We start from the raw sequence: 20,562 nt of genomic DNA, 5'->3' as shown, positions 1-20,562 counted from the left end.
CTGTTTCAGACAGGGAGGGTTGGAGAACACAATATCGTAGTTTAATGGAGGAGGAACTGTACATGATACGCCATGTAAAACGTGGGGCCTTGCTGCTCACAGCAATTCTTTTAATGACCTTTCAAGCGTCAAACCAAGTCATGGCTGAAAACTATCCTAAGCCGGTAGAACACGACTACACGATCAAAAATTTTCGCTTCCATGATGGCAGTACCATGGATCTGAAAACGCACTATTTGACCATCGGCAACCCCGCTGGCGAAGCGGTACTGATTTTGCATGGCACCAATGGATCAGCCAAGAAGATGCTGAACAAGGGATTTGCGGAAGCTCTCTTTGGTCCCGGACAACCACTCGATGCCCAAAAGTACTTTCTGATATTGCCGGACTCCATCGGTGCGGGCGGGTCGCAAAAGCCCTCGGATGGATTGCGCATGAGATTTCCGCATTACAATTATGACGATATGGTTGAAGCGCAATATCGGCTGGTAAAGGAAGGCCTCGGACTTAATCACTTGCGCCTCATTCTTGGACATTCAATGGGCGGGATGCATGTTTGGAACTGGGGAATTCGCTATCCGGATTTTGCGGATGCACTGGTCCCTATGGCGTCCCTTCCGGCACCGATGGCCGGACGAAACTGGATGATGCGCAGAATGCTTATTGATGCAATCACGACCGATCCCGCTTGGCAAAGCGGCAATTACGAGACCCAACCAGAAAATCTTCGTATCGCTTCTGTCTGGTATGATCTTGCGACCAATGGTGGCAATACCCGACTGTGGCAAGCCGCCCCCACAAATGCGGAAGCCAGTACCTATGTCGACACAAAACTCGCTGAGGCAAAAATCACGGATGCAAATGACACACTTTATCAGTGGAACGCTTCTCAAGATTTCGATCCATCAAAGGATCTTGAGAAAATCACCAGCTATCTTTTTGCGATCAACGCAGCTGATGATGAGCGCAATCCGGAAGAGCTCGGCCATCTGCAATCCGCAGTTGGTCGGATGCCACATGGCAGTTATCTGATAATCCCTGCGAGCAGTAAAACCCGCGGACATGCGACAACCAGTAATGTAGCGGAGCTATACAGCGATGAACTTGGCAACTTTTTGAAAGAAGTTCCCAAGCGATAGAATATAACGTTCTGCTGTTGGTATCTTGGATACTGCCAACACATTGCACAGCTAGCCTGCGTCGCTGCCAGAAAGTTACCGTCCCGAATTGCTCTCAAATATTGATGAACAATTCGGGGCCGCAATCGCATCCTTGCAAACGCAGGCTTCAATAAAGTTAACGTCTGCGTGCCGCTAACTTCCTGCTTAGATTTCCCTTATCAAAGTATCAGCGATGCGCACACTAAGCGCCGCACCTGTCAGCGTTGGATTTACGCAAGACGAAGAAGGCATGACACTGGTGCCCGCAATGAACATGTTGCGATGATCATGCGTGCGGCAGTCGCGGTCAACCACCGAATTCTTTGGATCGTCGCCCATGATTGTTGTGCCCATTATGTGCTGGCGGTTCTGCCATTTCACATCGGTGCTGACGATGTCTGCATCCAGAAGCTTGGCGATCTGATCAAAGTCCTGCAATGCGCGGTCGCGGCCTGCATTCCAGTAATCGGTCACGCTGTAATAGATTGACGGAACAGGAATACCCAGCGCATCAACCTTATCCGTGCTTGGGAGGACACGATTTTCAGCCAAGGGCAAAGTTTCAAAATCCACTGCCCAGTTCAACGAGCGCGCCGAATTTCGGCGAATTTCGGCATCAAGCTTTGAACCAAGAACACCCTTTTTCAAAAGGCTCGCGGTTGTCTGACCCGTCGGAACGGTGTTCCGAACCTTGATCTTATAGCTTGGATAATTTTTGCGGAATTCACCATCGCGCTGATTGAGATAAACAAGAAGCTGGGTTGGACCTTCACCTGGCCAGAAATCTTCCTTCGCCATCACATTCATGCTGATGCCGGTATGGTCCATCAGATTGCGACCAACCTGATCAGATGAATTCGCGATACCGTTGGGGAAACGATCAGACTTTGAAAGTAGCATGATCTTCGGAGATTCAATGCCATAAGCAGCCATCACGAAATAACGTGCGGTGAGCTTATGCTCTGAACCATCCGGGCGCTTGTACCAGATTGCGGTGATCTTACCGCCATCATCAGCATCGATCTTCCAGACAACAGAATTGTCCTGAATGATCGCGCCATGGCGTTCGGCTTCGTCGATATGCATCGAACCATCATATTTTGCAGCAATCGGACAAACCGGGTTGCAGTTATTGTTGCCACCACAGGCCGGACGCTGGCCATAAGGGCGCGTTGCGCGGCCATTCGGCTCAAGGATCGGGTTAAAACCGCCCCTTGAGAGCTTTTCCGAAAGCTGAGTGAACATATAGCTCGGTTTCAGACCACGCATCGGATAAGGAATCGAACGCGGCGGATAGGCACTCCCCCCCTGCCCGCTTTCATCCTGACCATCGACGCCGCTGACACCGAGCTCCGTTTCAGCGCGAGCGTAAAATGGCTCGAGTTCATCATAGCTCACCGGCCAATCGCGACCATGGCCATAAAGCGACTTCAGGCGGAAGTCGTTTGGGATCATACGCCAAAGCGACGAACCGAAGTGCCATGTCGTACCGCCGACGACACGCAGGTATGAGGTGTTGTACTTCACTGGACCCACCTGCTGGAGATAATCACCATAGGTGGATGGTGCGTGTGGCAGGCTCGGAAACGGCGAGCCTGCGCCCTGCAACTTAGCATTGGCCAGCGAAAGCTTCACAGGAGCATTGCGGAAAGTCTCAACAATATCGCGGCGATCTACGCGCGGACCCGCTTCCAGCACGATCACTTTCTTACCAGCTTTTGCAAGGCTGCTGGCAATGATCCCGCCCATTACGCCCGAACCGATAACGATCAGATCCGCATCATATGCGTCGTTTGCCATTTTTCTCTTCCTGTCAGATCTTGGTATCAGGTTTCGGACCCCAGGCGTCTGGGCCAGGTCCATAGGTTGGGATCGCCAGGATGCCTCGCGTCGGGCGGTACATCAGCGCTTCTCCGTAAGCTATAAGCTCTGCATCTTCCGGCTCACCGACCACGCCGAGATACCAGGCCGACACAATTTTGGTTGCGGTTTCCATCAGCTTTGCATCAACGGAAGGCAACTCAAGAAATGCGTCCATATTTGCAGCATCACTCTGCTTAACGACCGAACCGAGCGCATTCATCCGCGCTACGAAATCGGAATTCCGCTTTTGCAGGGCCGCGAAATAGCGGCTACCCAACACCGGATCGAGATTATGGCCGGTCAGAAACGTCGAGAGCTGCATGAAGTCTTGCTGCGTTGCATCGGCTGCAGCTGCAGGCAGTGGACCGGCCAGAGCGGCTGTGGCGCCGAGCGCTGCAAGTGCAACAGTTCCGCGCAAGACAGATCGGCGAGAGATTTGACGACCGAAAGCGGTGTCCAGAAAATTATCAACTGGCATTACTGGTCTCCTGAGGGAGTGCTCAATGCTATGGGCAAATAAAGAAAAAAGCCGATCAGGCGCGCATTAGACGCTTGCGGCGACGAACCAGCCAGACAATGACCGTTATAAGGATCAGAATACCGATCACGATCGCCGGTGCCGCAAATGGTGCGAGTTTGGCAATCAGCGGCTTCGGTCCACCCTCGCGGATCAGTTTGACATCGGCGGGCGTCACTTTGACATCCGGATTACCGTATTGCGCCAGCACATAGTTGCTGACATCGGCAACATCTTGATCGGAAAGATGGTCTGTATAGAAAGCATCTGGACCGAAACCCGGCATGAATGCCGTTTCCCCGTCTACCGTGCGATTGACACCAAATAGGATTGCGGAAAGTAGATTGTCTGAACGCTCTGCACCCGTAACCGTGTTGTGGAACAGCGACGGATAATGCTTGTTGCCTTCACCATTCATCTGATGGCAGTTTGCACAAACACCACTGAAAATCCGGAAGCCACTTTCATTTGGTTTTTCCCCCGGAAGACCGCGCAACGCATATTCTGTTACTGATGGTTTGCCGAACTTGTCGCGCGGAGTTTTGGTGCCGGACGAAACCGGAGCCACATCCTTTACGTATACCGCAATCGCTTTCAGATCTTCATCGGTCAAATGCTGGAGACTGTGTTCGATGGCTTCTGCCATAGGACCTGCCGCCTGCGCCTTGCCCGCAACATGACCTTTGCGCAGATATTGCACCAATTCATCCTGTGACCAGTCACCAATACCACTGACTGGATCAGAGGTAATGTTTGGCGCATACCAGGAACCGAGCGAACCACCGGAAAGTGCTTGGCTAGCCCGCTCGGCCATCAGATCATTGCGTGGTGTATGACAAGTACTGCAATGTGCCAGCGCTTCAGAGAGATATGCGCCACGGTTCCACTCTTGAGATTTGTTGGAATTCGAGGTGAAACGCGTCTTATCAAGGAACAGAAGGTTCCATGCCGCCATTGACGTACGTACGCTGAATGGGAACGGCAGTTCAGTCTTCTGCGGCTGATGATCAACTGGCTTCACCTCATGCATGAAATAGGCGTAAAGCGCTTTCACGTCTTCGTCTGTCATCTTCGCATAGGCCGTGTAAGGCATAGCCGGATAAAGATGCGAACCACTTTTCGCAACACCATCACGGACGGCATGCGCAAATTCTTCCTCAGTGTAAGTGCCAATGCCATCGGCCTTTGATGGCGTAATATTTGTCGAAAAAATCGTGCCAAGCGGTGACGTGATGCCATAACCACCTGCAAAGGGCTGACCGCCGTGAGGCGCCGTGTGGCAGGCTGCACAATCCGATGCAGTGGCAATATAGCGCCCCTTGGCGATCAGTTCCGCATTCGGCTCATCAGCTATCGCCTCTGATCCGAATGCCATAACAAAAACGGCTGTTGCGCCAAGGAGTGCTTTCCATGAAGGACGGGGTGCAACGGGGTATTGCTTGAAGCTGCCTGATTGCGACATTCTAAACGAGCTTTCATGAAGCATGAATAATTCAATGCGAGCCGAAGATTGTTCTCTTTTTGAAAACAACCTGCTCGCCTCGCTCGAAACGGGACAAGCATAGCAATCTAAGAATCGAAATTTCTTGGATATTCCTATTCTCTTCAATAATTCAGAGAGTTGGGTATGCGATGTTCCGTGGCCTGTTGTTTGGAATAGCTCCAAGTGACTAGATAAGAAAATCAGTCTTTGCTAAATTCAGATTTCATCATACGTGAAAGCTTGACCTGTGAAATTCGATCTAATTGACCTGCGCATTTTTGTATCCGCCATCGAAGGTGGTAGCCTCACCGCTGCTGCAAATCAGAACAATATTGTTGTGGCGGCAGTCAGTGCGCGACTAAAAAAGCTGGAGGAAGCCTTTAATCTCAAGCTGTTCGACAGAACGGGGCGCGGTATTCGCCCGACGCTTGCAGGTGAAATTTTTGCGCGGAACGCGCGCAAGATTATCGACGATGCGCGGAGGGCACAGGCCGCACTTGATGATTTTTCCGATGGTCGCGGCGGTCATGTACGGTTGCTATCGAACACGAATATGTTAGCGGAACATATCCCTCATACCCTTGGGACATTTCTTGCAGCACACCCCGATGTGACGGTCAGCGTCGAGGACAAACCGAGTCTTGAAGTCGTGAGCTTGCTAAGAAACGGAGAGGCAGACATTGGCATTGTCGCATCTTCTGCAGACATGAGCGGCTTGAAAAGCTGGCGTTTTGTGCCCGACAGGCTAGTCCTTGTTACGCCAATCGAACATCCGCTTGCAGCATCGCCCGTGAACTATTCTAGAATCCTCGATTTCAAATTAATTGGTTTGCCAAAACACACAGCCTTGATGCAGTTTATGAGCAGGCTTGCCAATGAGCTCGGCCGCGCCGTCGATTACCGAACCCGTGCAGAGAACTTCGAAAGCGTTTGTCTCACGGTTGAATGCGGTGCAGGCATAGCAATTGTCCCTCAAACGGCAGCGCTTCGTTACGGGCGCTACATGGCTATAAACATCACGGAAATTGATGAGGGCTGGGCCGATCGCAATCTCTACCTTTGCGTAAGGAATGAATTACAACTACCTAGTTATGCGGCAAGCTTGCTTGATCACCTTCGTCGCTATGCACAAGAAGTTACCTGATTATTCATATTGCAATTGTGATCAGCGTACTGGAACTGAACTTGCCCTTATTTAGTGGAGAGGTCCTGTCACTAATTTACGGTTCATGATCTCGAACTGGATCGGCGATTTATACCCGAGGGCAGAATGTCTGCGCACGGGATTATAGAACCCGTCAATATATTCGCCAATGGCTTTGGTTGCGTCATTTCTGGTCTGGAACACAGTTCTCCATATCAGTTCCGACTTGATCGTCTTGAAGACGGTTTCCACCATTGCCTTATCATAGCAATTTACTTTGCCGCTCATAGATGGAAGCATGCTGTTCGCTTCGAGAATTCTGCGATACTCATAACTGGCATATTGGCTTCCCTGTCCGAGTGCTGGATCAGCCCCGGCTTTGGTTGCCGGATTGCAATAGCTTTCTTTAAAGCACTTATCGCCAGATCCTTTTTCATCCGATCCCGTGCTTCCCGGCCAATGATGCGACGAGAATAAAGATCGACAACGATTGCCAGATACAGCCAGCCTTCTGCGGTCCATATGTAACTGATATCGACACCCATTTCTGATCTGGTCCGTCACAAGTGAAGTCCTGATCCAGACGATTGGGAGCGAAAGGCTCACCATGATTGCTGTCGGTCGTGCGTTTGAAGCGCGTTTTCTGTCGGGCTTTCAAACCATTTTCACCCATCAGTCGCGCCGTACGGTGACGTCCTGCTCGAATACCTTCTTCATTCAGTTCAACATGCATTCGAGCGCTGCCATAAGTTTCACGTGACAGCTCAAACTGATTACGAATGTGAGCCAGGATGATCATATCGTCGAGTTGGCGACGGCTGGGCAAATGATGCTTCCATGCACAATAACCGCTGATACTGACTCCTGCGAAAGCGCAAAGCCGTGACAGAGAAATGTGGGCCTTCTCCATGTCGATGAATGCAAACTTCATCGACTTGTCTCCCGAGCGAAGAAGGCCGTCGCTTTTTTTAATAAATCTCGTTCCTGCCGCAGAAGTTCGTTTTCTTTACGAAGCCGGGCAAGCTCTTGGCTCATGTCCTCATGTGGACCAGAAAGCAGATCTTTCTCAGCAAAATTACGACGCCAACGGTCAAGCGTTCACTTTCCAATCCCAAGGTCCTCAGCAACTGATGAAATGCTTCGACCACTCGCCATTAAAATCCGAACGGCTTCGCGTTTGAACTCTTCTGTAAATTCTCGCTGCTTCAATTCTATGTCTCCTATCAGTCTTGTCTGACAGAAGCCCTCCACTTTTGAAGGGGAAGTCCAGTCAGTGTCTGAAAGATAGGTAACCGGGAGCCGCGCCTCGTAGTCCAGCGCCTCGCAACCTCTAATCCCGAGGGTATTGCAGCCGAACCGGGTCGCAAGGTGCAGGGGGGCTATCAAAACGAAGGGTTCCCCCCCGCTTGCGGATCGAAGCTGCTGACTAGAGTGGGAACTCGCATCCTGAGTATTGCTCGCACCGCTCCTAAGAACAAAGCCGCAAGCAATCCCCACGGCCAAAGCGGAGCGGAAGCCGGGCGCTCGGATCGGGTCAGGACGTGGGAACCTTAAAACGGAGAGTTTTACGCGCTCTGATCAACAAATTCCTGGCTGATCAACAGATCGGCAAGTTTCTGCGCTGCGGGACCTAGCCCCTCGTCACGGCGGTGGGCGACATAAGCACTCGACGTGACCTCGCCATTGAAACCCACGGCGCTGACATTGAGGCACACGAGCGTTCCTTGTTCCAACTCCCGTTCAACTAGCCAATAGGGGAGCCGCCCCCAGCCTGCTCCCCCGAGGATGAGCTGGTGTTTGGTATCCTGGGAGTTGACGCGGCAGGTCTTGGATGAAACGACCCCGAAATCTCGGCCCGCTGATATGTCGGATGGATCGGTCAGAACAATTTGGAGATGATCGGCAACGTCCATCAGCTCCAGTGGACGGCCCTCATCGCGGAGGGCCAGCGGATGGGTCGAAGCGACGACGGAGACCTGGCTGACGGTTTTCAGCGGCTCAAACTTGATGCGGGGGTCGCGGAACTCTTCACCAACCATCACCGAAAGCGCACAACGCTTCTTTCGAAGCGCATCGAGGGGACCGCCCATGGCTTCCGACCATACATGAACGGCAACAGCAGGATAATCATGTCGCATCCGTGAGATTGCGCGGGCGACCTCCCGCATCGGGAAGAGCGTATCGACAGAAATCGCGAGTTCCGTTTCGACGCCATGCGCGAAGCCCTGCGCGTGGGCTCGCAATACGTCCACGCGCAGAATGATGTCGCGGGCGTTGCCAAGCAATAACTGTCCCTGTGATGTCAAGGTAGGCTTGTACCCAGAACGGTCAAACAGTTCAACGCCAAGAGTGTTCTCAAGGTTGGCGATGGTTGCGCTTACACCCGACTGGACGCGTGAAAGTTTCTGAGCTGCGGAGCGGAAGCTGCCGCTGTCGGCAATCGTGACGAATGTACGTAGCTGATCGAGCGTAAGGGCGTCCAACATGATCTTTCCTTATGATCATCTATATCATTTTTATATCACTTATTTCGCTTCTCTTTTTGATGCAACCTTTCGGCCTGCAAGATCAATTTGAGGACAACGAGATGACGAAGGTGCTAGTGCTTTACTATTCCTCCTATGGGCATGTTGAAACAATGGCTTTGGCGGTGGCTGATGGCGCGCGTGAGACGGGGGCTACCGTGGCGATTAGGCGGGTGCCTGAGCTTGTTCCCGAAGTGGTTGCTGCAAAATCCGGATATAAGGTCGACCAGTCTGCGCCGGTCGGAACGGTGGCTGAACTAGCGGATTACGATGCCATCATCATCGGAACACCGACCCGCTTCGGCAATATGGCGTCCCAAGTGAAGAACTTTCTCGACCAGACCGGTAACCTCTGGTTCGATGACAAGCTGGTCGGAAAAGTGGGCAGCGTCTTCACCTCAACGGGCAGCCAGCATGGCGGGCAAGAAACAACGATCCTGTCCACCCAGACCGTCCTGTTCCACCTCGGCATGATCATTGTCGGCCTTCCCTACAGCTTCAAGGGCCAGATGCGAATGGACGAAATCACGGGTTGCTCTCCCTATGGCTCATCGACGCTCGCTGATGATGGTCACGGAGGGCATCGCACGGTCAGTGAAAACGAGCTTGATGGCGCGCGCTTCCAGGGACGGCATGTCGCCGAGATCACGTCCGCACTCGTCGCCGGCCGCTTAGCACGAGGCTCATGATGGACTCGATTTCAACAAGGAAAGCGGTGTCCACGCGCTGGGCTGCCGTGGTCGTCATAGTTGCCAGCGGGATTACAGCCGCCTTGCAAGTTGGAAAGGCCGCGATTGCAGCGCCCCTGTTGCAGCATGATTTTGGCATCGCACTGACGGCGATCGGCTGGCTGGCAGGAATATTTGCGGTAATCGGCCTTATAGGTGGCATTCCAACGGGTGCGTTTGTCGCGCGCTTCGGTGCGAGACGCATCCTCATCATCGGACTTTTGATTACCACAGCCGGCGCAGCGCTTAGCGCGGCGGCACCGGGACTACCAAGCCTGTTTTCCGGCCGAATTATCGAAGGGGCGGGCTTCCTGCTCGTGACGGTCGCTGCACCTTCATTGCTCGAAGAAGTTACACGACCATCTGATCGTGACCTGGCCTTCGCCCTTTGGAGCTGCTTCATGCCCGTCGGCATGGCGACGGCGATGCTAGTCGGACCGCTGTTTGACAACTGGCAGGCGATGTGGTGGGCAAGCAGCGCGCTGGCACTGCTGATCTGCTTGGCCGTTCCACTCTTCATTTCTGCCGGCGAAAAAGGCCAAAACACGTCCTGGAGCCGCTTACGCGGCGAATGCATGATCGTGCTGCGCGACCGGAGAGCTGTGGGACTCGCGATCACATTTTCGCTCTATAGCCTAATGTTCTTCGCTGTCTTCAGCTTCCTGCCGGTGCTGCTGATGGAGCGGCTACAGGTCTCGCACCAGATGGCCGGCTGGCTCAGCGCGCTGGTCTCAGCCGTGAACGTCATCGGCAATTTGACAGCGGGACTACTCCTTTCCAAGGGCTTTAGCCGCCCTGCTCTCCTTATAGCTGCATGCCTCGTTATGGGGCTGGCCAGCTTCGGGGTATTTCTCCCCGTGCTGCCGGTAAGTACGGCCTTCGGCCTATGCCTGTTGTTTTCGGCGATAGGCGGTGTGGTTCCGGCTATACTGCTGTCCTCCGCGCCAATTATGGCGCCAACGGCAGGGTTGACCCCAATTGTTATGGGTCTGATCGTTCAGGGCAACAATCTCGGACAGCTACTTGGTCCAGCAGCTATCGGTGGTGCACTGGAACGATTTGGCTGGGATTCAGCAGCCTACATTGTGGCGGGGGCGGCTCTCATTGCCGTGCTAATGGTGACCTCGACGCTCAGGCAGGTCGGCTCAGAATAGATCAGCTTTGGAATGGGCGGCGGCTGATGAGTATCGATATCAATCACACGATCCTGGCGACGCGAGAGGCGCACGATTCTGCCCTGTTTCTTGCTGAAATGCTCGGAGTGCCGCCGCTGCGCAGATGGAGGCTGTTCTGCATGGCCTCCACCGCCAATAGCGTCCACATCGACTATACGGATGTGGGTCGTGCCGTCGTTCCGCAACATTGCGAGTTCCCCTTCGTTGACACGAGTATCGACGCTTTGCATGACCGACTCGGCAAGCGGAGCTTGCATTACTCGGCCGATCCCCAACGGCGGAAGCCGGGGATGAACTACCACGATGGTGGCGGCGGGCTCTATTTCAACGATCTAAATGGGCATCTGCTCAAAGTGATAATCCGCCACTGCGGCAGCGGCGGCTGGAGCCCACGATCAGCGATCTCGGAAAACCCCTCTCATACAGGTCCAAAGTTCGACGAAACTTAAATGCCGCAATTTGCGTTCAAGTCGCTGGGTCCCAGCGCACCTTTTAGACGAAAAACAAAGAGCAAAGGACAGTGCCTATGAAGGCGCGTTACGACTTTTCTACTGTTGCGCGTGACGCTTGGGAGGCGGTTGCCGCGTCCGAAGCCCATGTGTGCGATACATCCGGGATTGAGGGCACTCCCTAATTGCAGACCTAAAAGGTAAAAGCCTGCGCCTAATGCGTTAATATCGGGGGTTGATTGGTTGGCGTTGAAGTAGCCCGTTTCGTCGTTTCCGTAGGGATTTTGCGGTAGAGTGAAGAATATAGGAGTAGCTTTTAACCCTACACGCAATCCAACGCTTGGTTGAGATCGCCGGTCAAGAATATTCTTAATGTGCCTGATTGGTGTACTTGGAGTAGCTTTACCAAGCCAAAACGACTTATAAGGGCGTCGTGAAATTGCTTGCCAATAAGCCCTCAAAAACTCCCCCATGTGCCGATCAACATTTTGAGGAATCGCTCCGCTGCCGGCGATAACGTGCCCCCCCTGCGTCTTACAACGCCTATAGTTCTTGAGATCTCGGGGTTTCGAATAGGCCTCGTAATCAAAAGTGGATGCTCTCCTTGTGGTGTAGCCATTTGCGGTAACACAGATATGCCTAACCCCGCCTCCACAAGACCGAGAGAGGTTGACAAGTGAGTTACTTCATAAAACCAACGAAGTTTAATGTTGGATTTTGCCAAAGCTCCATCGAGCAATGTTCGATTGCCGCTTGAGCGATGAACTGTGATCAAATGATAAGGTGCTAAGTCGTCCCAGCCGACTTCGGATTTTTCAGCAAGAGGATGATCTTTGCTGGCAGCAAGAACGAAGGGGTCCTCGACAAGCCGATCAAAGATCAGATCCGGGTCGGCTGTTCCCATGATATTGATACCGAACTCCACCTCTCCCCGTGCAACAGCCTGCAATCCATCAGTGGCTGGAAGGTCAAGAATTCTGAATCGGATGTTTGGATACTCGATATTGAACTGCTTTATAACTTTCGGCAGGAAATAGAATGCTGCTGTCGGTAGACATGCAATAGTCACTAGGCCGCCGCGCTGAACGGCAGGATCACGCACAGCAAAAAGTGAGCCGTCAAACTCCTCCAGCATACGCCGCACCAGAGGCAATAGTTCCGTGCCAAGGGCTGTAAGCGAAACATGTCGAGTGGTGCGCTCCAACAATGGCGCACCAATGGCCAATTCCAACTTCTGGATGCGCCTGCTCAGTGCTGGCTGGGACATATTCAATGTATCAGCCGCCCTGTGAAAACTCTCCAGTTCAACGATTGCGAGAAATGCTCTTAAGTCTAGTATTTCACAATTAATGCTCATTTTGCATCAATACTCCGAATCTTCGCATTTCACATATCAATCAGTTTGCCACAGAGTGCAATAAACAAACTGATTGATACCCACTACACATGAGTGGAGGCGAAAGCGCAAGCATGAACGATCTGATGTCTATACCCTGTGTATTGATGCGAGGCGGCACATCGAAAGGCCCATTCTTTCTGTCATCCGATCTTCCATCGGATCGCAACGAACGTGATCAGATTCTGCTTTCGATCATGGGATCCGGTCATCCGCTCCAGATCGATGGTATTGGTGGCGGAAACCCTGTGACCAGTAAAGTTGCAATCGTCGGTCCATCGACAATTCCCGGTGCCGATATTGACTATCTTTTCGCTCAAGTCCGTATCGATCAGCAATTGGTCGATACCGCACCTAATTGCGGCAACATGCTTGCAGCTGTTGGCCCCTTTGCAATTGAAGCGGGACTGATGAAAGCGCAGAACACAATGACGATTGTTCGCATTCACAACGTCAACACGGGGAAGCTAATAGAGGCAGAAGTGCCGACACCTGATGGTAAAGTTTCATATCTCGGTGATGCCAGCATTGATGGTGTACCCGGGAAAGCTGCTCCGATTGCGCTAACTTTCATGGATGCCGCAGGTGCACGAACTGGTAAATTGTTCCCTACCGGTGCTTCCGATGAGATGATTGAAGATTTGGCCGTGACATGCATTGATTGCGCGATGCCAATGGTTCTTATCAACGCTGAAGCTCTTAATTTGAGCGGGTACGAGAGCGCGCCGGAACTCAATGTTAACACTGCGCTTCTTGTAAAGCTTGAACGCGTGCGAATCGAGGCCGGCAGGCGTATGGGCATGGGTGACGTTACCAATCAGGTCACACCCAAGCCGGTACTCATCAGCAGACCAAAATGCGGCGGCGATATCAATGTGCGTTACTTCATGCCACATGATTGTCATCCGTCCCTTGCCACAACTGGCGCAGTGGGCATCGCAACCGCCTGCATAACGGCTGATACGGTCGCATCGAAACTCATCGGACTTCGTAAACCGCCGCTTGTGATGACGATCGAGCACCCCAGCGGCCACCTCGACGTCAAGCTTCAGGAGCGTGAGGGAAAGATAATTGCCGGAATACTACGCACAGCCCGGCGTCTATTTGACGGTCATGTGTTTGCTAAGCCTGTCAAACAGATCGTTTGCGCGGCATAATTCAACTGGTCGCCGGGAGGGCACCATTCATAATCGGAGGAGAAGTAATGCGTAAATTTTTGCTCGCCTTGGCAGCAACTGTAGCTTTTGCCGGAACGGCAATGGCTGAACCGGTCCGTATCAGCGTCGGGTCTTACAATCTCAATAACTTACCCTTTCCTGTTGCGCAGGGACTGGGCCTTTATGAGAAAGAAGGACTAGACATCACGGTCGAAAATTTTGCTTCCGGCGGTTCAAAGACCTTGCAGGCACTCGTTGCCGGATCGACCGATATTGCTGTGGGTTTCTACGACCACACGATCCAGATGCAGTCACAGAACAAGGCCGTGGTTGGCTTCGTCGTATTGGCGCGCAACTCCGGGCTTGTTCTTGCTGGTGGGAACAGTTCAACATTCGACCCAGCAAAACCTGAGACAATTAAGGGTGCAAAAATCGGTATTACCGCACCGGGATCTTCATCGGACTTCTTCGTTCGTTATTATCTACAGCGCCATAATCTTTCTGCAGATGATATTGCTTTGATCGGCGTTGGTTCCGGCTCGGCTGCGGTTGCGGCTCTTGAACAGGGCAAGATCGACCTGCTGGTTAATTATGATCCTGCTGCGACATTTATCGAAGCCAAAGGCGTCGGAAAAATTCTCATTGACGGACGCAGCGACGACGGTGCCAAAGAAATCTACGGGGGCATTTATCCAACATCAGTTCTCTATGCCACGCAAAACTACATCGATAGCAATCCCGAAACCATTCAAAAAGTCACCAACGCTACAGTTAAAGCACTGGAATGGATGAACACCCATTCGGCAGAGGAAATCGTTGAAAAGCTACCTAAGGAATTCATCTCTGGCGACCGCGAGACGTACATTAAAGCCGTACAGAACGCCAAGGCGATCTTCTCCACGGATGGAAAGTTCGATGAAGAAGATACCCAAACACCATTGGTTGTTCTGAAGAGCTTCAACAAAAAAGTTGGGGCAACCGAAATCGATCTATCGAAAACATATACAAACAGCTTCGTCGATAAAGCAGCGCACGCGGCTACGAATTAGGAGGAGGAGGCAATGACATTGGCCGTCGTCAAATCTGCGCCGGAAGTCGCAAAAAGTCCCAACCCGAAAGCGATGGTATCAATTGATGCCGTGACCATGTCGTTTGGTAACTTTGTTGCCGTCGAAAATGTCAATCTGACCGTTGCAGATGGCGAGTTTCTCGCCATCGTTGGACCGACAGGTTGCGGAAAAAGTACGATCCTCAATGCAATCGCGGGATTGTTGAAACCCTCAAACGGCACAGTATCAATTGACGGTAAGGCCGTCACAGGTGTTCATAACGACATTGGATATTTGTTTCAGCAGGATGCGCTTCTACCTTGGAAAACAGCACTGGAGAACGTCGAGCTTGGACCGATGTTTAAAGGTGTAGGCACCTCTGAGAGACGCAAGAGTGCGCTCAACTGGCTCGCCAAGGTTGGCTTGAAGGGATTTGAACACCGCTATCCTCATCAGCTTTCAGGTGGTCAACGCAAGCGCGTTCAAATGGCACAGGCGCTGATCACAGGTCCAAAAGTCATCTTGATGGATGAGCCTTTTTCCGCACTCGACATCCATACACGCCACCTCATGCAGAATGAACTTCTGCGGCTCTGGCAGGAAGAGCGCCGTGCGGTTGTTATGATTACGCACGATCTGGAGGAAGCCATAGCGCTTGGAGATCGCGTTGTTGTTCTGGCCGCAGGACCCCGAAGCCGGGTAATCGACAGTTTCCACGTCGATCTGGATCGCCCGCGAGATGTCGCGGAAATTAAACTTGATCCACGCTTTTTGGATCTTTACCGCAACATTTGGGCGTCGCTTCGCGGCGAAGTGGAGAAAAGCTATGAACGCCATGACTGAACGACTTATCCAGGCTGGCTTGCTGGTCGTTATTCTCGGTGGCTGGCAGCTGGGTACGTCCCTGGGTTTCATCGACGTATTCTTCTTTCCGGCACCTATTAATATTTTCAATCAAGTCGTGGAATGGGTAAGTGATACGAGCTTCTATCGGCATGTATCGATCACTTTGACGGAAACTGTTCTTGGATATCTGATCGGAACTGCTCTCGGTGTTGCAGCTGGCGTTTGGCTCGGCCTTAGTCGTAGTGCATCGCGGATTCTCGACCCCTTCATTAAAGGTCTGAACGCGATTCCTCGTGTTGTGCTGGCGCCAATTTTCGTCCTTTGGTTGGGACTTGGTCTCTGGTCCAAAGTGGCACTCGCTGTCACACTGGTATTTTTCGTTACGTTCTTCAACGCAATGCAGGGTGTACGTGAAGTTAATCCAGTCGTACTTTCCAATGCGCGTATTCTCGGAGCCAAACGTTCTGATCTCTTGCGTCACGTTTATTTCCCCGCAGCCGCAAGCTGGATTCTCTCGTCTTTGCGTACGTCGGTAGGTTTCGCAGTCGTTGGAGCTATCATTGGCGAGTACCTGGGTTCGTCTGCTGGCCTTGGCTACCTTATCGCTCAGGCTGAGGGCAATTTCGATGCCGTGGGCGTTTTTGCAGGCATCCTGATCCTAGGGATATTTGTGCTGATTATCGACAGCATTCTTGATGTGGTCGAAACACGGCTGATAAAATGGCGTCCTAATGCCAGCGAACGTCCATCCTGATCGATCTACTATCCACATAAAAAAATAAGCCCGATGCCATGATGACGTCGGGCTTGATCGTCTCGGAGGCTATTCACTGGCATATCCCCCGTGCGCCTGGCGAAAAAAGCCATGCCCACGATGCCGACGATTGGTCAATAAAACATGACATTTCAGAGGTAAGTTCCGCAATTGAGATCAGTTTAGCATTTTATGCTTCTCAGTTATTGCGACATTCGGTTTGGCGATCTAATCCGCTGCAGATTTTTCGACCGACGGAGACGAGTTTGAAAACGTTATTATTGACAAAAAATGAAGTGAAAAAACTCATTTCGATTTCTTCGGTAATTGATGCTGTTGAAGACGCTTATCGCGCGTTTAGCCGGGGCGAAGTCGAACAGCCAGGTTATATGGGGTTGAATTTACCTGCTCCACGCGGCGAAATTGACTTCAAGCTGGGTTATTTGAAATCATCAGAAATGATATCAATGAAAGCGTCTTCAGGCGGGTTCAGGGACAATCCCTCTCGTCATGGCGTTCCAAATGGTATGGGAACTATCCTTCTTTTTGACGCACAAAGTTGCGCATTGGTATGCGTGATGGATGGCAGTCTGATTACAGGTCTAAGGACTGGGGCTGCCGGTGCGATTTCGGTCAGATTGTTGGCTCGCAAAGACGCGAAAAAAGTAACTTCTATCGGCACCGGCAATCAGGCCCGCATGCAGATTAGAGCAATCCGAGAAGTGATGCAAATCGAGGAAATTCATGCGTGGCATTCTCACCCTGAAACACTGTTAAAATACAAAGTTGACATCGAAAGCGAATTCAATATTCCCGTGACAATGGCAGCATCCAAACGAGAAGCTGTAGAGCAAGCAGATATTTTGGTTACGACCACGCGCGGCAAGGGAGCCTTGGTAGAAACCGAATGGATAAAACCAGGAACACATATTGTTGCGATTGGGGCAGATGCTCTGGGAAAGCAGGAACTGGAGCCTGAGATATTTCAGAATGCTAAAATCGTCACGGATTCGACGATCCAGTGCTCGCAAAAAGGTGAGATTTGGCATGCACTCAATCGTGGCATGATTTCAATGAATGGTATTCACGCCGAAATTGGTGAGATTTTGATGGGGACAAAAGCTGGTCGAGAGAATGCCGAAGAGATAACTATCTTCGATTCGACTGGGATGGCTGCTCAGGATAATACAACAGCGAATGCGATCTATCAAAGCGCCCTTCGCCAGAACGTGGGCACTAGATTTTCCTTTTTGGAACAATAGCAGCGTACCACTCGGGAAGCTTGGTTTCGAAGATCAAAGCAAAGCGCATGCAGGCGGTGATGAATGCTAAACTATCCAACAATTAAAGACATTCGAGATGCGCAGAAACGGATTAAGCCCTACGTCTGGCATACTCCCATTCTAAGAGCAGACAAAATCGCGGCCAAAGTCGGTTGTAATCTTTATCTGAAACCAGAAACCTTGCAAGTGACCGGCGCATTCAAAATTCGAGGCGCTCTGAACGCCGTGCTAGCGCTTCCACGTGAGAAAATTGCAAACGGGATTATCTCTTCCTCTTCTGGAAATCACGCACAGGGACTATCATATGCCGCCCGAATGATTGGTGTCAAAGTTGTCCTTGTACTCCCCGTAACTACTCCGAAAATCAAAATTGCGAACACTCGAGCTTTAGGTGCTGACGTCATTTTATTTGATGGTGACAACGCTACCAGATGGAAAGAAGTATATCGGATCGCGGAAGCCAATAACTACGCGGTGATCCATGGCTTTGAAGACCCGATGGTCATGGCGGGTCAAGGCACTATTGGATGTGAGATCCTCGGAGACCTGAAGGAAGTCAACACCGTGATTGTTCCTGTCGGCGGCGGCGGTCTGATTTCCGGTGTTGCGACGGCAATCAAGGAAATTAATCCCTCTGTTCGTGTTATTGGCGCGGAGCCAGCTCTAACGCCCAAATATTATTGGAGCCGCAAGAACGGTAAACCTACCTCACTTCCTCTCAACGATACCATTGCAGATGGTCTCAGGATTAGTGTGCCCGGCCGCAATCCTTATCCAATTATCGAGAAATATGTCGATGAAATCGTTCTGGTTGACGATGAGCATATAGGTGCAGGAATGCGGGCGCTCGCAACTGACGCAAAACTCATCGCTGAACCCGCCGCTTCGATAGGTATCGGTGCTCTCCTGGCAGGTTCTATAAACGTGCAAAAAGATGAGAATGTCTGTGCAGTTTTGACGGGCGGAAACTGGGATCTCCGTGACCTTGCCGATATCTATCTTGAGAAAGAGTGATCAGAGGTCAATGCCAAGGTGATAGGAATTAAAGATAGGATGTGACTTCGGTGCGGTCACATTATCGCCGCCCGTTAGTTCACCGCGAACCGATCAACGTTAAAAAATATCACATCTCACAAGAAAATTTCCAACTCAATGACAGAGAGCATGACTTTAATTTGCGCCGGCTTTATTGCGGCGCAAATTAAAGTCGTCAGTACCCGATGGAACAGAAGGCCTATCTTAACTATGAATTTTGCAACAGTTCTGCATAAGCTCCGTTTAGAGCCTCAAGCGCATCATGGTGGCCTTGTTCTACGATCCGTCCTGCGTGCATAACTACAATAAAATCGGCATGGCGTATTGTGGACAACCGGTGAGCAATTGTTATCGTCGTGCGGCCCTTCGACATGCGTGCTAAAGCCAATGACATTGCACGTTCGGTACGGGTATCAAGGGCACTCGTCGCCTCATCGAGCAAGAGCACTGGAGGATTTCGGAGAATGGTTCTGGCTAAAACCAGACGTTGCTTTTCACCACCCGAAAAGCGATAGCCATCTTCCCCTACGATTGTGTCGTAACCGTCGGGTAAACCGATGATATGGTCATGGATTTGGGCGGTCTTAGCCGCAGCATAAAGTTCCTCATCGGTTGCTTCAGGTTTCGCGAAACGCAAGTTTTCTGCGACTGAAGCGTGCAGAAGATAGGGCTCTTGAGAAACAACCCCCAGCATTTCCGATAGAGACTGGAAGCTGAGCTCACGCAAATCAACACCGTCAAATCGGATGGCTCCGCTATCGACGTCATAAAGCCGCGCCAAAAGGTAGCCAAGTGTGGTCTTTCCGGAACCGGTTTGTCCCACAATCGCGACATTGCTGCCCGCTTTAATGGTAAGACTGACGTCGTGCAAAGCAGAACGGCCCTCCTCACCATAATTGAAGCTGACACGGTCCAGTTCCACCTCTCCCTTCATCGCAGACCGAGGAATAGTTTTCGCGTTTGCTCGCTCCGTGATTTCCACTGGTTTGTCTAAATACTCAAATATGCGCGCGAATAATGCCCGTGTCTTGCGCGCATCACGTCCGATTTCTAGCAATTGCTCAAATGGCCAAAGCAATTGCTCTTGAAGAGCGATCATAGCCACAAGTGTCCCTATGGTTGCCGGATTCTGTGTTTGCATCAACATGCCTCCTGCAAGCAAAGTAAATGCCGGTAAAACAGCAAGCGCGAAGCCGATCAGGGACCACTGCCATTCACCAGCCGTGCGTGATCTCACCTCAAGTTGCGCGAGATCACCTGAGATGCGGTTAAATCGCTGATTTAAATGTGTGGCACGGCCCATTGTGCGAGCGAGGATGATACCGGAGGCAGAAAGTGTTTCTTGCACGGCAACCGACAAATCGGCGGCGCGGCCCTGTTGCTGAAAGGTGATAGCCTCGCGTGCCCGGGCAACACGGCCGCTGATAATAAGTGTTCCTGGCACGATAAGCAGTACGAGGAGCGCCAATCGCCAGTCGAGAATAATAATGGCGATAGCCGTCATAATGACAGAACTGAGCGAGCGCCCGAGCTCATTAGCCGTATCACTGACAAGCGATTGAAGACCGTCAACGTCATTTGCAATTCTGGACTGCACCTCCCCAACGCGGGTGCCCGTGAAAAACCGAAGTGAAAGATTCTGCAGATGGGCGTATAATCTCACCCTCAGGTCATGCAGAACAGCCTGCCCGATACGTGAACTTAGAACCACCTGCCATGCGCCGATTACGGCTGACACGAGCGCGACAAGGATCATACCTGCCACAAGCAGGCTCAACAGTTTGAGGTCATTTCTGGGTAATGCGTCATCAATAATCGCACGCAAAAGGAAAGGCCCTGCCAATCCGGTTGCCGATGCGATCAACATCAGCACAATAACAGTCGCGATCCTTTTCCGGTAAGGCCTGAAGAGTGCTAACACACGCCGCAATGAGACGTGCTGCGCGGCAAGACTGTCATAATCGTCTGGGTTTTGAGGCGTTGGAGACATTGGTTCTC

Annotated in this window: 17 protein-coding genes and 1 pseudogene; 11 read left to right on the top strand and 7 right to left on the bottom strand. The window is 51.6% G+C overall.

The window, feature by feature from the left end:
- Positions 1-44 precede the first annotated feature (44 nt).
- Positions 45-1,139, top strand: a complete 1,095-nt coding sequence (locus QSJ70_RS21280) for an alpha/beta fold hydrolase (protein WP_285539569.1) — start codon at positions 45-47, stop codon at positions 1,137-1,139.
- Between the two features lie 186 nt (positions 1,140-1,325).
- On the opposite strand, the gene QSJ70_RS21275 is transcribed toward QSJ70_RS21280, so the two are convergent.
- Genes QSJ70_RS21275 through QSJ70_RS21265 form a run of 3 tightly spaced genes read right to left on the bottom strand, consistent with a single transcriptional unit; the run spans position 1,326 to position 5,026 of the window.
- Positions 1,326-2,960, bottom strand: a complete 1,635-nt coding sequence (locus QSJ70_RS21275) for a GMC family oxidoreductase (RefSeq protein WP_285539394.1) — start codon at positions 2,958-2,960, stop codon at positions 1,326-1,328.
- 13 nt (positions 2,961-2,973) lie between these two features.
- Positions 2,974-3,501, bottom strand: coding sequence for a sugar dehydrogenase complex small subunit (locus QSJ70_RS21270; protein WP_285539391.1), 528 nt, complete (start codon positions 3,499-3,501; stop codon positions 2,974-2,976).
- Between the two features lie 55 nt (positions 3,502-3,556).
- Entirely contained in the window at positions 3,557-5,026 is a 1,470-nt protein-coding gene (locus tag QSJ70_RS21265) for a c-type cytochrome (RefSeq protein ID WP_285539389.1), read from the bottom strand.
- 244 nt (positions 5,027-5,270) lie between these two features.
- Here QSJ70_RS21265 and QSJ70_RS21260 point away from each other — a divergent pair, with 244 nt between their 5' ends.
- On the top strand, positions 5,271-6,167 hold the full coding sequence (locus QSJ70_RS21260; RefSeq protein ID WP_285539387.1) for a LysR family transcriptional regulator: 897 nt from the start codon (positions 5,271-5,273) through the stop codon (positions 6,165-6,167).
- Between the two features lie 51 nt (positions 6,168-6,218).
- Here QSJ70_RS21260 and QSJ70_RS21255 read toward each other — a convergent pair.
- Positions 6,219-7,322, bottom strand: a pseudogene (locus tag QSJ70_RS21255) (IS3 family transposase).
- Positions 7,323-7,732: 410 nt separating this feature from the next.
- Complete coding sequence (locus tag QSJ70_RS21250; protein WP_285539385.1) at positions 7,733-8,653, bottom strand: LysR family transcriptional regulator; 921 nt, start codon at positions 8,651-8,653, stop codon at positions 7,733-7,735.
- 101 nt (positions 8,654-8,754) lie between these two features.
- Between QSJ70_RS21250 and wrbA the strand changes: the two genes are divergently transcribed.
- Genes wrbA through QSJ70_RS21235 form a run of 3 tightly spaced genes read left to right on the top strand, consistent with a single transcriptional unit; the run spans position 8,755 to position 11,044 of the window.
- Positions 8,755-9,381, top strand: a complete 627-nt coding sequence (gene wrbA, locus QSJ70_RS21245; RefSeq protein ID WP_285539383.1) for an NAD(P)H:quinone oxidoreductase — start codon at positions 8,755-8,757, stop codon at positions 9,379-9,381.
- A gap of 26 nt (positions 9,382-9,407) precedes the next feature.
- Positions 9,408-10,574 (top strand): MFS transporter, encoded by a 1,167-nt coding sequence (locus QSJ70_RS21240; RefSeq protein ID WP_285539382.1) that lies wholly within the window; start codon positions 9,408-9,410, stop codon positions 10,572-10,574.
- Positions 10,575-10,600: 26 nt separating this feature from the next.
- Entirely contained in the window at positions 10,601-11,044 is a 444-nt protein-coding gene (locus QSJ70_RS21235; protein ID WP_285539381.1) for a VOC family protein, read from the top strand.
- A 457-nt stretch (positions 11,045-11,501) separates the two neighbouring features.
- On the opposite strand, the gene QSJ70_RS21230 is transcribed toward QSJ70_RS21235, so the two are convergent.
- Entirely contained in the window at positions 11,502-12,401 is a 900-nt protein-coding gene (locus QSJ70_RS21230; RefSeq protein WP_215779413.1) for a LysR family transcriptional regulator, read from the bottom strand.
- A gap of 113 nt (positions 12,402-12,514) precedes the next feature.
- Between QSJ70_RS21230 and QSJ70_RS21225 the strand changes: the two genes are divergently transcribed.
- The 6 genes from QSJ70_RS21225 (at position 12,515) to QSJ70_RS21200 (ending at position 18,543) form a co-directional block, all read left to right on the top strand.
- Positions 12,515-13,597 carry a 4-oxalomesaconate tautomerase gene (locus QSJ70_RS21225; protein WP_285539379.1) on the top strand — a complete coding sequence of 361 codons (1,083 nt, stop codon included), beginning with the start codon at positions 12,515-12,517 and terminating at the stop codon, positions 13,595-13,597.
- A 47-nt stretch (positions 13,598-13,644) separates the two neighbouring features.
- Complete coding sequence (locus QSJ70_RS21220; RefSeq protein WP_285539377.1) at positions 13,645-14,646, top strand: ABC transporter substrate-binding protein; 1,002 nt, start codon at positions 13,645-13,647, stop codon at positions 14,644-14,646.
- A 12-nt stretch (positions 14,647-14,658) separates the two neighbouring features.
- Positions 14,659-15,489: an ABC transporter ATP-binding protein gene (locus QSJ70_RS21215; RefSeq protein WP_445558158.1), complete on the top strand. Its 831-nt coding sequence runs from the start codon at positions 14,659-14,661 to the stop codon at positions 15,487-15,489.
- Positions 15,473-16,246, top strand: a complete 774-nt coding sequence (locus QSJ70_RS21210) for an ABC transporter permease (protein ID WP_285539375.1) — start codon at positions 15,473-15,475, stop codon at positions 16,244-16,246. Before QSJ70_RS21215 ends, QSJ70_RS21210 begins: the two co-directional genes overlap by 17 nt.
- Before the next feature lie 266 nt (positions 16,247-16,512).
- On the top strand, positions 16,513-17,508 hold the full coding sequence (locus QSJ70_RS21205) for an ornithine cyclodeaminase family protein (protein WP_285539566.1): 996 nt from the start codon (positions 16,513-16,515) through the stop codon (positions 17,506-17,508).
- Between the two features lie 63 nt (positions 17,509-17,571).
- Complete coding sequence (locus tag QSJ70_RS21200) at positions 17,572-18,543, top strand: threonine/serine dehydratase family protein (RefSeq protein WP_285539373.1); 972 nt, start codon at positions 17,572-17,574, stop codon at positions 18,541-18,543.
- Between the two features lie 229 nt (positions 18,544-18,772).
- On the opposite strand, the gene QSJ70_RS21195 is transcribed toward QSJ70_RS21200, so the two are convergent.
- Entirely contained in the window at positions 18,773-20,554 is a 1,782-nt protein-coding gene (locus QSJ70_RS21195; RefSeq protein ID WP_285539371.1) for an ABC transporter ATP-binding protein, read from the bottom strand.
- Positions 20,555-20,562 lie beyond the last annotated feature (8 nt).

The sequence above is a fragment of the Brucella sp. NBRC 12950 genome (genome assembly GCF_030268145.1).
Lineage (GTDB): Bacteria > Pseudomonadota > Alphaproteobacteria > Rhizobiales > Rhizobiaceae > Brucella.
Note: the sequence above shows the minus strand (reverse complement) of the source record. Positions and strands in the feature narration are given on the sequence as shown.

Excerpts from the sequence above, each read along its gene's own strand:
- QSJ70_RS21250 (WP_285539385.1), bottom strand. The coding sequence starts at position 8,653 with ATGTTGGACGCCCTTACGCTCGATCAGCTACGTACATTCGTCACGATT.
- QSJ70_RS21215 (WP_445558158.1), top strand. The coding sequence starts at position 14,659 with ATGACATTGGCCGTCGTCAAATCTGCGCCGGAAGTCGCAAAAAGTCCC.
- QSJ70_RS21275 (WP_285539394.1), bottom strand. The coding sequence starts at position 2,960 with ATGGCAAACGACGCATATGATGCGGATCTGATCGTTATCGGTTCGGGC.
- QSJ70_RS21270 (WP_285539391.1), bottom strand. The coding sequence starts at position 3,501 with ATGCCAGTTGATAATTTTCTGGACACCGCTTTCGGTCGTCAAATCTCT.
- wrbA (WP_285539383.1), top strand. The coding sequence starts at position 8,755 with ATGACGAAGGTGCTAGTGCTTTACTATTCCTCCTATGGGCATGTTGAA.
- QSJ70_RS21280 (WP_285539569.1), top strand. The coding sequence starts at position 45 with ATGGAGGAGGAACTGTACATGATACGCCATGTAAAACGTGGGGCCTTG.
- QSJ70_RS21235 (WP_285539381.1), top strand. The coding sequence starts at position 10,601 with ATGAGTATCGATATCAATCACACGATCCTGGCGACGCGAGAGGCGCAC.
- QSJ70_RS21225 (WP_285539379.1), top strand. The coding sequence starts at position 12,515 with ATGAACGATCTGATGTCTATACCCTGTGTATTGATGCGAGGCGGCACA.
- QSJ70_RS21200 (WP_285539373.1), top strand. The coding sequence starts at position 17,572 with ATGCTAAACTATCCAACAATTAAAGACATTCGAGATGCGCAGAAACGG.
- QSJ70_RS21195 (WP_285539371.1), bottom strand. The coding sequence starts at position 20,554 with ATGTCTCCAACGCCTCAAAACCCAGACGATTATGACAGTCTTGCCGCG.
- QSJ70_RS21210 (WP_285539375.1), top strand. The coding sequence starts at position 15,473 with ATGAACGCCATGACTGAACGACTTATCCAGGCTGGCTTGCTGGTCGTT.
- QSJ70_RS21230 (WP_215779413.1), bottom strand. The coding sequence starts at position 12,401 with ATGAGCATTAATTGTGAAATACTAGACTTAAGAGCATTTCTCGCAATC.
- QSJ70_RS21265 (WP_285539389.1), bottom strand. The coding sequence starts at position 5,026 with ATGCTTCATGAAAGCTCGTTTAGAATGTCGCAATCAGGCAGCTTCAAG.
- QSJ70_RS21220 (WP_285539377.1), top strand. The coding sequence starts at position 13,645 with ATGCGTAAATTTTTGCTCGCCTTGGCAGCAACTGTAGCTTTTGCCGGA.